Consider the following 12603-nt stretch of genomic DNA (forward strand, 5'->3'; position numbering starts at 1 on the left):
AAGGAAAAAACCATGCAACACACCCCCATCAAGCAGGCCATGGCCGTGCTGACCCTCAGCCTGGCAGCCGGCTCCGTCTGGGCGCAAGGCGCCGTCATCTCCGCGCCCGGCGTCGATGTGCGCGGTGGCAGCCAAGGCGCCTCGGTCACCGTCAATGGCGCCGTCGTCAACGCCGCCTCCGGCCGTGGCGCCGTGGCCGAGACCAATATCCCCGGCCGCAGCAGCACCGTGCACGGTGGTGCTGGCGGCGCCGCCGTCGTGGTCGAAGGCCAGGGCAAATCCCAGGCCCCCGTGCGCAGCCAAAAGCGCAACAGCGGCGGCAACCAGGCCCATGTGAATGCCAATATGTCGGGCTCCAACCTGCCGCAGGCCAACTTTGCCGGCCACACTTTCACCAACGTGGACCTGTCCAACTCCAACCTGCAGGGCGCCAACTTCCAGGGTGCCGAGCTGGTCAATGTCAGCCTGGACAACTCCAACCTCGCCGGGGCCAACCTCGCTGGCGCCACCTTGGTCAATGTGTCGATGGACGGCGCACTGACCACCGGCGCGATCTGGACCAACGGCCAGCGGCGCTGAGCCGGGCCTGCGCATAGCTGTAGGTTCTCATTGATCTTGCTTATTGAACGTCGAAAGCTGCAGACAGGAATTCTGCCACCGCTCTGACCCTGGCTGTGCGCTGCAGATCGGGATGCATAACCTGCCAGACTTCGTAATCGGTCGGGCGGCGGCGATGCGGCCAGATACGAACGAGACCTTCGCGCTCTCCCATCCACAATGGCATTTCCCCAATGCCTATGCCTGCAGCAACTGCCTTGCGCACCAGAAGACTGGAGCGGAGCGCCATGGCAATCCTGGCTTGGCGTGCCGGCACGCCGGCCATCGTCAGAAATGGGCCTTGCGCGAGATAGGGTCCGTACGCCACCAGGTTGTGGCCCCGCAACTCGTCTTCGGGGATGGGTTCGCCAAAGCGCGCCAGATAGCTTGCGCTTGCAAACAGGCCTACAGGCCAAGTGGCCACACGGCGGACCACCAGATCAGGTGTCTCGGGCCGTACATTGCGAAATGCGATGTCTGCTTGTCGGCGAGTGAGGCTCAGCAACTGCGTGGAGACTTCAAGATCCACGCGGATGTTGGGTCGCTGTTGCTGCAGCCGCTCAATGGCGGGCAGCAACAAGTCGATCGCGATCGAATCGGTGCTTGTCACACGCACCAGCCCGCCAGGATTCTCATCCTGCCCCTCGATCTTGGTGCGCAGCTCCAGAGCCGCACTCTCCATGCGCCGTGCCGCCGCAAGCGCCGTCTCACCAGCGGCGGTAAGGAGGTAGCCATCCTTGGCGCGCAAGAACAGCTTGGCCCCCAGTTCGGACTCCAATGCGTTCAGGCGCCGCCCAACCGTCGCCTGGTCAACGCCCAGGCTGCGCGCTGCGGCGCGCAATGAGGGCGTCCGGGTCAATGCGAGAAAGATGCGAGTGTCGTCCCAATTCATAGCCAGCCGTGTGATGCAAATTTGCATCACTGTAGAGCGAAATCGCTGCATCATAAAAGCGCGTTCGCGGCGTAACCTTTAGCACTTAAAGATATTTCGAGAATGACGCACATGTCCACCGTTTTGACAGCCCCCCTCCCGGCCATGAAGCACACCATGCAAGCCATCGTTTTTGACGACTTTGGTGGACCAGAAGTACTGGTTGCCCGAGAGCTAGCCTCTCCCGAGGTTCGCCCGCACGACTTGCTGGTGCGCAACGCCTCTATCGGTGTCAACCGCGCCGACCTTTCTCATCGCAAGGGTGCCTACGGCCGCGCCTTCTTCGGCGATGCAGACACCATGGGCTTGGAGATCGCCGGAACCGTGGTCGAAGCAGGACCGCTGGTGCAGGGCTTCTCCGTGGGCGACAGGGTTATGGGTATCGTCGGTGGTGGCGCCTATGCAGAGCTATCGCGCATAGACCATCGCATGGCCATGCACGTCCCCAAGGGCCTGGACTTGGTGGATGCCGGCGCCGTACCCGAAGTGTTCGTGACCGCCCACGAGGCCCTGTTTCATCTGGCAGACCTGCAACCCGGAGAGTCGGTGCTGATCCATGCGGCAGCGGGTGGTGTCGGATCGGCCGCTGTGCAGCTTGCACATGCTGCAGGCGCCCGGGTTTTTGCGACGGCCAGCGGCGACAAGCGCAAAGCGGTTCTTGGCTTCGGGGCTGACGTATTCGTCGACTATCGCAGCGAGGACTTCCAAGCCGTGGTGCACCAGGCGACGGGCGGAAAAGGCGTGGACGTGGTGATCGATTTCATTGGTGCGCCGTACCTGGAGCCCAATGTGCGATCACTTGCCATCGGTGGGCGCATGGTGATGGTGGGCCTGCTGGGCGGTTCAGAATGCGCAGCATTGCCAATGGACGCAGTGCTGTACCGCCATCTGCAGATATTCGGAACGGTCATGAAATCACGCCCTCCCGAAGTCAAGCAGGCAATGGTCCAACGCTTCTCGCGACAATGGCTTAGCGCATTGGAGACCGGAGCGATCCGACCCGTGATCGACAGCACCTTTGCGTTGGCAGACGCTGCGCAGGCGCATCAGCACATGGAGTCCGGGGTCAGCATTGGCAAGATTCTGTTGCTGCCTAGATGCACAGGACGTTGAAGTGCTTTCCTTCGCATGGCGTACAGCAAAAGGGGGGACAACATCTTGTGTGCGAAACAGGTGGGTCCGCCTCATCCACTATCCAGGGCCTAAATGGCAGCAATCGCCACAAGCCGTAGGTCAATGCATTCGTTTGAGAGACGGCCTGAAACCTCCAAACGGCCATACAGCGCCCGTCGAAGAGGGTTCCGCCGCTACTCTCAGAGGGTTGAAGGCATCAACCCGTCATGACCACTAGTGGTGCAACCTGCGGCCATAGGCAAAACCTAGCAATATCAAACCCATCAATCCCAACAAAAGCCACCGCTCATTGACAGGCACGGGATAAGGGGAACCCATGGTGGCGCTACCCATCACGATCTGGCTGATGGCGCGATTGTTTGCCAGATTAGCGTCCACTTCCAGCGCCTCGACCTTCAGTTGCAGCGCAAATGTACCGGCCACCTTACCAGTCACCAGCAGGAGAATGGTTTGAGAGGCCTGTGGGGCGAGTATTGAAACGCTGCACTGCAGCTCCTGCGGTTCTTCATCTTGCGTCCCAGACAACAGCCTGCAGCTAGAAGGCATACCATCCTGCGCCACACGCACTCCGCTCGGCAAGCTGATTTGCATTACTCCTCCCGTGGCTTCCTCTCCCCCAAGATTGGTGACTTCAATCGGAAGTGTCAGTGTCGTATTCACAGGGGCGAACCATGTCGGTTTCACCGAGACTGAAAGGTCTACATTGGGAAAACTGAGCTGGCAGGCTCCATTCGGATTGAGCGCAGCGCGCACAAAATTACCCACCATCAGCGTCGCATCATTGCCAAGCGCATTCGAGTCAGCCAGAACGAAGGCGCAAGCGCCCTGACCACCGTGATTGAGTGCCTTTGGCACCAGGAAGCCCAATGTGTCCACGCGCTCGCCTGCGCTGGGGGCAAGCGTGCTGGCATCGGGTGGCAGATACAAGGCGAACTCCGCCGGCACGTTGGAGATCAGCGCTGCGTCAAGGCCCGAGATGGAAGGCTGGCTCTCGAAGTCGCCACTGTAGGGACTGTTGCGATTGAGCTGCGACGCACCGTAGTACAAGTTGCCATAGCGCCGTGTAGTCAAGCCCAGGCCGGTGGCCACATCGAGAGCCTTGGTCACCTCCTCCATGTTGCTTGCGCTGCTGCAGCAGCCATCCACAAAGAAAAGAAAGATGGCGTCAGGGTTGGTGAACAGCTGCTTCTTCACCACGGTCCAGCGTGCGGCATCGATCGGCTCATAACCCGTGACCAGCAAGACAAGGTTCTGCCCCAGGAAATCCGCATCGTTCAAACCGACCGTCAAAGAGTTGCTGAGCGCACCCCGCATGTCCATCACCTTGGAGGGCCCAAGCGCCGTGTTCAACGCGTCGAGCGCAGCGCTCACGTAGGCATTAGTGTCGGAATTCCCGCTCTCATCGGTACTCAGCAGCAAGGCTGTTGCGGCATGCAGATTGGGCGCGCCAAGCGCTAGCATCAGCGCGAGCGCCTGAAGCAGCTTCCGCATCAACAGATGGAACGACGCGAGTTCGGGAAAAGAATGCATAAGATTGAAATGGTGCAAGGGGCTGTGGCTTGGTCTTTAGGGAACCTCTGCAAAGCTCCCTGCCGTGGTCTGAACGCGGTCTCAGGCAATCCGCATCCATCCCATTTGGCGAGGGTGTTGCAGAGCCTCTCTCGTACGGCCCGCAGTCGAATATTTCTTGGGGTCGCTATAGACTCTCGTCTCAGCTACGATTTTCTAGTTAGGTGCCCATGCGGTCTATCGGTTTTGCGCTGCGCCTATCGGGAACACGCGGTCGCATGCAGATTGACAAGTCTGAACAGCCCGATCGGCAATCACACGAAGCGCGCTGCGCGCTGAGGAGCCACATGCTCGAGTCCTTGTTTGCAAATATCCCGTTCGAAAGACACCGATTGATCGACACCTCAGACCTGGAAGAGGCTCAGCATCAGATTGGAAACATTCTCAGCCCCTACCGACTGCGGGTCGTGCGTGGCCAAATCATTCACAGCCGGCTGGAACTGCTTCCTTGTGGGGCCATTTCGCTGATACGGATGCGACATGGTTACGGGGCAGAGATCAGCATCGACCCCCACAGCGGAACCCTGGATGGGTACTACCTGATCGTGCTGCCAATGCGGGGAAATGCAGTATTTCAGTTCGGTGAGAAGAGCTTTGACGTGTCACCAAAATCCGCCGTGATGCTCAGCCCCGGCAAACGTTTCTGCTTCACCGCCAGCCCCGACTACGAACAAATCCTGCTGCGCCTTGAGCGCAAGGCGATTGATGAAGCGTGGCGTCGATTGACATTGCACGATGAAGCACCGTTCATCTGCTTTGATCCCGAGGTTCTTCCGCAGACCGCAGGATGGCAGGCACTGATGCCCATGCTCCAATGGGTCGCTCGCTGCGTCGGGGCCGGTCATGGACTCCCAGACACGCAAGCTGCCCTGCTGGCCGAGACCGAAATGCTGTTGGCCACTACGCTGCTATTGCATCAACCGCACAACATGGCTGCACAACTTTGGCCTGCCCCTGCGCCCTCCACTCCTGCGTCGATACGGCGTGCACAAACCTACATGCTGGAGCACATGAGCGAGTCCATTCCCGTGGGAATGGTCGCCAGCCATTGCGGCCTATCCGTGCGGCACCTGCAGTCGCTTTTTAGCGATGAGTGTGGACTGCCACCCATGCAATGGCTGCGAGCACAGCGCCTGCAAGCAATCAGAAATGCCTTGCAGGTAGGCGGGGCTCGTTCGATCAGTGAAACCGCCCTGCGGTTTGGCTTCACGCACCTCGGCGAATTCTCCCGTGCATATCGCAAGGCCTTCGGAGAAACCGCGATGCAAACGCGTGGCGGAGGAAACTGACCCGCCACCACGCAGTTTTTTTATGAAACAGCTACTGTGGATTTCTTGTATCAGTTGAGAGCAGACCTGGGCTCCAAAAGCGTGAACAGCGGCGCTGGGTCAAACGGCCACAGTCGATCAAGCGCAGTCTCAACCACCTAGTCATATCCGGCATCAAACGCCCAATCAGAATGGCTTACAGCAATGACGCGCTATATCAAGCGCAACTTGTTTCCTTAGTGCCATCCTCGGAGCCAGTTTGCAGCACGGCCTCCCTGCAAGCCTTGGCCTCGACAGGCCGCAGACCAGCCACTACCATGCGCGCATGATGCAAATAAAATCCATTCGCAATGGCGGCTGGCTGCCTGGCCTGCTGGGCCTGGCCCTGCTGGCCGGTTGCGCCAGCCAAGCGCCCCAGGCCGCAGCCCCGGTCAATGCCGAATTCAACCCGGCGGCCATGGCACGGTCCAAAGCGCCCGATGTGCTGCTACTGGGCGAGCAGCATGATGCCGCCGAGCACCAGCAGTGGCAGCAAACCACGGTGGCCCGTTGGGCCGCGCAGCAGCAGTTGGCAGCCCTGGTGCTGGAGATGGCCGACGCCGGCCACAGCACCCAGGGCCTGGCCCCCAGCGCCAGCGAAACCCAGGTGCAGCAGGCCCTGGCCTGGAATGACAAAGGCTGGCCTTGGCAGCACTACGGCCCGGCTGTGATGGCGGCGGTACAGGCAGGGGTGCCCGTGCTGGGCGGCAACCTGCCACGCGCGCAGATGCGCGATGTGATGCAGCAAACCCGCTGGGACAGCCACCTGCCCCCAGCCGGCTGGCAGCGCCAGCTCGATGCCATTGCCGAAGGCCACTGCGGCCTGCTGCCCGCGAGCCAGCTGGCGCCCATGGCACGCATCCAGCTGGCCAAGGACGAGCGCCTGGCCCACACCGCCATCGCCCAGTTGCAGCCGGGCAAGACCGTGGTTGTGATTGCCGGGCGTGGCCATGTGCTGCGCAGCATCGGCATCCCCAGCTGGCTGCCCGCAGGTACCCGCTCGGTAGTCGCCATCGGCCAGGCCGGCAGCCAGGCCCAGGCAGATACGGCCGACCGCGACTGGGTACACACCACACCCGCCCTGCCCGCCAAGGACCACTGCGCCGCGCTGCGCGAGAAGTGGAAGAAGTAGGCGCCAAACCTCTCGGGACCCAGCCTCAGGTCACCGGGGCGGGGTTGAACAGCACCAGCGCATTGTGCAGCTGCCACTCCTCCGCCCAGGTCTTCTTGCGGCCGCTGGCCACCTCCAGCATCAGGTGGAACATCTCCCAGCCGATATCCTCGATGCTCGCCTCGCCATCGGCAATGCGCCCGGCGTTCACATCCATCAGGTCATGCCAGCGGCGGGCCAGATCGCTGCGCGTGGCCACCTTGATCACCGGTACCTGCGCCAGCCCATAGGGCGTGCCGCGCCCGGTGGTGAAGACATGCAGGTTCATGCCAGCGGCCAGCTGCAAGGTACCGCAGATAAAGTCGCTCGCCGGGGTGGCCGCATAGACCAGGCCGCGCTGGATGCCACGCTCGGCCAGCCGTTGGCCTGGCGACAGCACGCCGGTGATGGGCGCGGTGCCGCTCTTGATGATCGAGCCCATGGCCTTTTCCACGATGTTGGACAGGCCGCCCTTTTTGTTGCCCGGCGTGGTGTTGGCGCTGCGGTCCACCTTGCCCTTGTCCAGGTAGGCGTCGTACCAGGCCATCTCGTCAATCATGGCCTGCGCCACCTCGGGGGTTGAGGCGCGGGAGGTCAGCTGGTCGATGCCATCGCGCACCTCGGTCACTTCGCTGAACATCACCGTCGCACCCGCACGCACCAGCAAATCGGTGCAAAAACCGACGGCCGGGTTGGCGGTGACGCCGCTGAAGGCATCGCTGCCGCCACACTGCACGCCCACCACCAGCGCACTGGCCGGCACGGTTTCGCGCCGGCGCTGGTTCAGCCGCACCAGGTGCGTCTCGGCCCGGGTCATGATCGAAGCGACCATCGACTTAAAGCCCACATGCGCCTCGTCCTGCAGGCAGACCACATCCAGCTCCGGTGCCCGTTCATCGGTGATGGGGAAGGAGCCCGGTGGCAGCAGGCGCTCGGGCTGCAGCTTTTCGCAGCCCAGGCTCACCACCATCACCTCGCCGCCAAAGTTCGGGTTGTGGCTGATGTTGCGCAGGGTGCGCTGCGGTATCTCGGCACCCACCGCATCAATGGCCACGCCGCAGCCGTAGCTGTGCTCGAGCCCGACAACATCGTCCACCTGCGGGTAGCGCGGCAGCAGCTCGGCCTTGATGCGACGCACGGCAAAATCCAGCACCCCCGCCACGCACTGCACCGTGGTGGTAATGGCCAGAATATTGCGGGTGCCCACCGTGCCATCGGCATTGCGGTAGCCCTCGAAGGTATAACCCTCCAGCGGCGGCAGATCGGGGGCTTGCACGGTGGCAATCGGCAGGCCTACCAGCGAACGGGCCTCGGGCATCTGCAGCAGGCGCTCATGCACCCAGCTGCCCGCCGCAATCGCCTGGCGCGCATAGCCGATGACCACGTTGTAGCGGCGCACGGCCTCGCCCTGCGCAATGTCCACCAAGGCCACCTTGTGGGCCTGCGGCACCTGCTCGACCAGGCGCAGGCCCGAGGGCAGCACCGTGCCGGCGGGCAGGCCGCCGTCGTTGGCGATGATGGCGACGTTGTCCGCCGCATGCATGGATATCGAAAGTGGGGTCGTTCTGGCTTGTGTCATAGCAAATACTCTCTACGGCGGTGCTCCGGCAGCACAGCGCGTGGGCGCTGGCGCTGCCGGCCCGCCAGGCACGTGTCGCCTGGGGCGACAGGGCCGAACGCGAACGGTCAGTCCACCTTGATGCCGGCAGCCTGGATCACCTGCGCCCATTTGGCCACCTCGGCCTTCTGGAACTCGGCCAGCTCGGCAGGTGTCATCGTCGAGGGCTGCATGCCAAAGGCCTTCAGGCGCGTCTGCACCTCGGGCGTAGCGACGATCTTCATGATCTCGGCATGCAGGCGGTCCACCACCGCCTTGGGCGTGCCCGCCGGCGCAAACACCGCCTGCCAGGAGCCCATGTCAAAGCCCTTTTCACCGGCTTCGGCAATGGTCGGCACATCGGGCAGCGACTCCAACCGCTTGGAGCTGGTCACCGCGATCGGGCGCAGCTTGCCGGCCTGGATGTGCGGGCCCACCACCAGGGCGGTGTCGAACATCATGTCGACCTGGCCGCCCATGACATCCTGCACCGCCGGGCCGCTGCCCTTGTAAGGCACATGGGTGAACTTGACTCCCGTCTGGTAGGCCAGCAGCTCCAGCGCCATGTGGTTGGAGGTGCCACTGCCCGGCGAGGCCGAGGTCAGCCCGCCGGTCGAGGCCTTGGCCTTGCTGCCGGCCATCACATCGGCCAGGGTTTTGTAAGGGCTGGAGGCGGGCACCACCAGCACCAGCGGGCCCGAGCCCAGCATGGCCACGGGCGTGAAGGACTTGACCGGGTCGTAGTCGAGCTTGGAGTAGAGGCTGACGTTGATCGCATGCGAGCTGATGGTGCCACCCAGGATGGTGTAGCCATCGGGCGCTGCGCGCGCGGCCAGTGCCGAGCCCACGCTGCCCCCGGCCCCGCCCTTGTTCTCAATGATCATCGGCGTGCCCAGCGCCTTGCCCAGCGGCTGGGCAATCACGCGTGCCAGGGTATCGGTATTGCCGCCGGGGGGAAACGGCACCATGTAGGTGATGGACTTGCCGGTGGGCCAGCTGCTTTGCGCCAGCACCGATGTGCTGGCCAGGCCGGTGCCCAGCATCAGGGCGCTGGCCGCGAGTGCGCTTTGGATCAGGGTTCTGCGTTGCATGGATGTCTCCTTGGTTTGTAATCGTTGAAAAGTCAGGTTCTATGAATTCGGCGTCGCTCAAAAGCGCGGCTGCTTGCCGTCAAAGCTGGGGTCGTACTTGCGCATCTGGCCCAGGTCATCCCGGTTGCGGATGCCGCAGTGCAGGTAGTTGTCATGCAGGCGGGCCAGCGCGTTGCGGTCCAGGCGCACGCCCAGGCCCGGGGTTGTGGGCACGCGCAGGCTGCCCGCTTCAAACTGCAGCCGCCCACCTTCGATAACTTCGTCGTCCTGCCAGGGGTAGTGCGTGTCGCAGGCATAGGTGAGCAGCGGCACGCTGGCGCAGAGATGCGTCATCGCCACCAGGCTGATGCCCAGGTGCGAGTTGCTGTGCATCGACAGACCCAGGTCAAAGGTGCGGCACAAGGTGGACAGGCGCTGCGTGGCGCGCAGGCCGCCCCAGTAGTGGTGGTCGCTCAGCACGATCTTGACCGGGCAGCCCATCTCCGCATTGCGCCGGAACTCGGCAAAATCGGTGACCACCATATTGGTGGCCAACGGCACCTCGCAGGCCCGGGCCACGGCCGCCATGCCATCCAGCCCGGGTGCTGGGTCTTCGTAGTACTCCAGCACGCCGCGCAGCTTATCGACAATGCGCAGGCTGGTCTCCACCGTCCAGTTGGCATTCGGATCGATGCGCAAAGGCAGGCCGGGAAAGGCTTCCGCCAAGGCCAGAATACCGGCGGCTTCCTCATCGGGTGGCAAGGCCCCGGCCTTGAGCTTGATGCTCTGAAAACCGTACTGGCCGATCATGCGCTGGGCCTGCGCCACCAGCTGCTGCGGGGTCAGCGCCTCGCCCCAGGCATCCGGGGCATAGGGCTGGCCGGCATGCTCAGCGTATTTGTAGAACAGGTAGGCCGAGAACGGCACACTGGGGCGCGCTGCACCGCCCAACAGATCCACGATGGGGGCGTTGGCCATCTGGCCTTGCAGATCCAGCATGGCTACCTCGAACGCGCTGACCACCTTGGCCACCGTTTTGGAGACATGGGTGCCCGGCGCCAGCGACACCTGCTGGCCCAGAAACTCCGACGCGGTCTGCGCGGGCGGCGCCACCAGCGCGGCCACCCGCTGCTCCATCTCGTTCAACGCCCAGGGCGACAGCCCCACCAAGGCCGGTGCGGCCTTGGCCAGCGCATCGAGCATGGGTTGGTCGCCATAGCTCTCATTGATCCCCACCAGGCCCGAGGCGGTCTCGATCTCGATGATGGAGCGCAGCGCCCAGGGTTCATGGATGCCGGCGGCATTGAGCAGCGGCGGATCGCGGAAGGCAATCGGCGTGATGCGGAGTTGGCGAATGGCGTGTGAGGTACTCATTGTGAAAGCGCAGAAGCAAGCAGAAAGGGTGAACGGGAAGGGGCGCCGGGATCGCTCAACGCACGGTCATGAACATCTGGGGCAGCCAGGTGGTAAAGGCCGGCACAAAGGTCACCAGGCCCAGCGCAAAAATCAGCGCGCCATAGAACGGCCAGATGGTGCGCATGACGGTGCCCACCGACACACCGCCAATGGCGCAGCCGACAAACTGGGTGGTGCCCACCGGAGGCGTGTTCAGGCCCAGCGCGCAGTTGATCAGCAGCACAATGCCGAACTGCACCGAGCTCATGCCGTAGTGCTGGGCAATCGGCAAGAAGATGGGGGTGCACAGCAAGATGGTGGCGGCCATGTCGAGGAAGGTGCCGAGCACGAACAAGATGATGTTGATCAGCAGGAACACCATCCAGGGCGTGGTGGTGACCTGGGACAGCATCTGGCCGGTCAGCTCGGCCACGCCGTAGAGGCTGATGAGATAGCCAAAGGTGCTGGAGATGCCGATCAGCAGCAAGATGATGCCGGTGTTGCGCACCGCCTTGGAGGCGGCTTTGACAAAGTGCGACCAGCTCAGCGAGCGGTAGACAAACACCGTCAGCGCCAGCGCATACAGCACGGCCACCACGGCCGATTCGGTGGCGGTAAACACGCCCGACAGAATGCCGCCCAGAATCAGCACCACCACAAACAGGCCCGGCAGCGCCGCCGCCAGGCTGCGGCCCACCACCTGCCAGCCGGGGAAGGTGCCGGCCGGGTAGCCGCGCCGGCGTGCCACCCAGTAGGCCGCACCCAGGTTGCTCAAAGTCAGGATCAGCGCCGGAATGATGGCCGCCAGAATCAGCGCCGCAATCGACACCTTGCCGCCGGCCGCCAGCGCATAGATGATGATGTTGTGGCTGGTGGGCATCAGCGCGCCCACCAGGGCCGCATGCGTGGTCACGTTGACGGCGTAATCGGCGTGGTAGCCCTCTTTCTTCATCATCGGGATCATCACCGCGCCCATGGCCGACACATCGGCCACCGGCGAGCCGGAGACGCCACCAAACAAGGTGCAGGCCACCACGTTGGACATGCCCAGCCCGCCGCGCACATGGCCGATCAGCGCCCGCGCAAAGTTGACGATGCGGTCGGCAATACCGCCATGCAGCATCAGCTCACCGGCAAAGATAAAGAAAGGAATCGCCAGGAAAGAGAACACGCCCATGCCGGCGGTCATCTGCTGAAAGCCCACCTCCAGCGGCAGCCCCTCATAGGCCAGGGTGGCCAGCGCAGACAGGCCAATGGAAAAGGCCACCGGCACGCCCAGCAGCAGCAGCAGGGTAAAGCTCAGGCTCAGAATCAGCAAGGCTGTGGTCATCGCCGCGCTCCTAGTTGGGCTGCACTTCGCGCCCTTGCGCGAGTGCGATCAGGTGTTCGATGGAAAACAGCACGATCAGGCTGCCGGCAAGAATGGCGGGCACATATTTCCAGCCCTCGGACACGCCCAAGGTCGGCAGGCGGTAGTCCCAGACCGATTCGGCCAGCGACGCGCAGCCGTAGGCCATGGCCGCACCAAACACCAGAATCAGCGCATGGATCAGAAACTCCATCTTGGTACGCAGCCAGTCCGGCGCCAGCACCAGTAGCGATTCCAGCCCGATATGGCCGCTGTCGCGCACGCCGACGGCCACGCCAAACATGGTCACGTAGAGCACCAGCAACAGCGACAGGCTCTCGGCCCAGGTCGGCGTGTTGTTGAGCACATAGCGGCCAAATACCTGCCAGCTCACGGCTGCAATCAGCAGCATCAGGCCGGCAATCCCCAGCCACATGCACAAGCGCGACAAGGCGCTGCAAATCTTGGTAAACATCGTGGTGCCCGAGCAGCCCGGGAGGCACAG

At 63.0% G+C, this 12603-nt stretch carries 11 protein-coding genes; 4 read left to right on the forward strand and 7 right to left on the reverse strand.

The annotated features are described in order from the left end of the window. Nucleotides 1–12: 12 nt before the first annotated feature. On the forward strand, nucleotides 13–579 hold the full coding sequence (locus tag M2375_RS15445) for a pentapeptide repeat-containing protein (RefSeq protein WP_259168715.1): 567 nt from the start codon (nucleotides 13–15) through the stop codon (nucleotides 577–579). 40 nt (nucleotides 580–619) lie between these two features. Here the strand turns inward: M2375_RS15445 and M2375_RS15450 are convergent, their stop codons facing one another. Beyond that, on the reverse strand, nucleotides 620–1489 hold the full coding sequence (locus tag M2375_RS15450; protein WP_259168716.1) for a LysR family transcriptional regulator: 870 nt from the start codon (nucleotides 1487–1489) through the stop codon (nucleotides 620–622). A 111-nt stretch (nucleotides 1490–1600) separates the two neighbouring features. Here M2375_RS15450 and M2375_RS15455 point away from each other — a divergent pair, with 111 nt between their 5' ends. Then, a complete protein-coding gene (locus tag M2375_RS15455; RefSeq protein ID WP_404979331.1) occupies nucleotides 1601–2641 on the forward strand; it encodes an NAD(P)H-quinone oxidoreductase in 1041 nt (346 codons plus the stop codon). A gap of 234 nt (nucleotides 2642–2875) precedes the next feature. Here the strand turns inward: M2375_RS15455 and M2375_RS15460 are convergent, their stop codons facing one another. Further along, on the reverse strand, nucleotides 2876–4192 hold the full coding sequence (locus M2375_RS15460) for a DUF11 domain-containing protein (protein ID WP_259168718.1): 1317 nt from the start codon (nucleotides 4190–4192) through the stop codon (nucleotides 2876–2878). 326 nt (nucleotides 4193–4518) lie between these two features. On the opposite strand from M2375_RS15460, the gene M2375_RS15465 reads away from it, so the two are divergent. Together M2375_RS15465 and M2375_RS15470 are read left to right on the forward strand one after the other, a co-directional pair. Continuing rightward, a complete protein-coding gene (locus M2375_RS15465; protein WP_259168719.1) occupies nucleotides 4519–5520 on the forward strand; it encodes an AraC family transcriptional regulator in 1002 nt (333 codons plus the stop codon). A 307-nt stretch (nucleotides 5521–5827) separates the two neighbouring features. Beyond that, entirely contained in the window at nucleotides 5828–6670 is an 843-nt protein-coding gene (locus M2375_RS15470; protein ID WP_259168720.1) for a ChaN family lipoprotein, read from the forward strand. A 25-nt stretch (nucleotides 6671–6695) separates the two neighbouring features. Here the strand turns inward: M2375_RS15470 and garD are convergent, their stop codons facing one another. The 5 genes from garD to M2375_RS15495 all read right to left on the reverse strand — a co-directional run bounded on the left by garD (nucleotide 6696) and on the right by M2375_RS15495 (nucleotide 12573). Beyond that, nucleotides 6696–8267, reverse strand: coding sequence for a galactarate dehydratase (gene garD, locus M2375_RS15475; protein WP_259168721.1), 1572 nt, complete (start codon nucleotides 8265–8267; stop codon nucleotides 6696–6698). A 107-nt stretch (nucleotides 8268–8374) separates the two neighbouring features. After that, the gene (locus tag M2375_RS15480; RefSeq protein ID WP_259168722.1) at nucleotides 8375–9376 is read right to left on the reverse strand and encodes a tripartite tricarboxylate transporter substrate binding protein; all 1002 of its coding nucleotides are present in this window, start codon (nucleotides 9374–9376) and stop codon (nucleotides 8375–8377) included. A gap of 57 nt (nucleotides 9377–9433) precedes the next feature. Beyond that, a complete protein-coding gene (locus M2375_RS15485) occupies nucleotides 9434–10729 on the reverse strand; it encodes a glucarate dehydratase family protein (RefSeq protein ID WP_259168723.1) in 1296 nt (431 codons plus the stop codon). 55 nt (nucleotides 10730–10784) lie between these two features. After that, complete coding sequence (locus M2375_RS15490) at nucleotides 10785–12080, reverse strand: TRAP transporter large permease (RefSeq protein ID WP_259168724.1); 1296 nt, start codon at nucleotides 12078–12080, stop codon at nucleotides 10785–10787. Between the two features lie 10 nt (nucleotides 12081–12090). Further along, nucleotides 12091–12573, reverse strand: a complete 483-nt coding sequence (locus M2375_RS15495; RefSeq protein ID WP_116926235.1) for a TRAP transporter small permease — start codon at nucleotides 12571–12573, stop codon at nucleotides 12091–12093. Between the last annotated feature and the right edge of the window lie 30 nt (nucleotides 12574–12603).

The organism is Comamonas sp. BIGb0152 (assembly GCF_024809975.1).
Lineage (GTDB): Bacteria > Pseudomonadota > Gammaproteobacteria > Burkholderiales > Burkholderiaceae_C > Comamonas.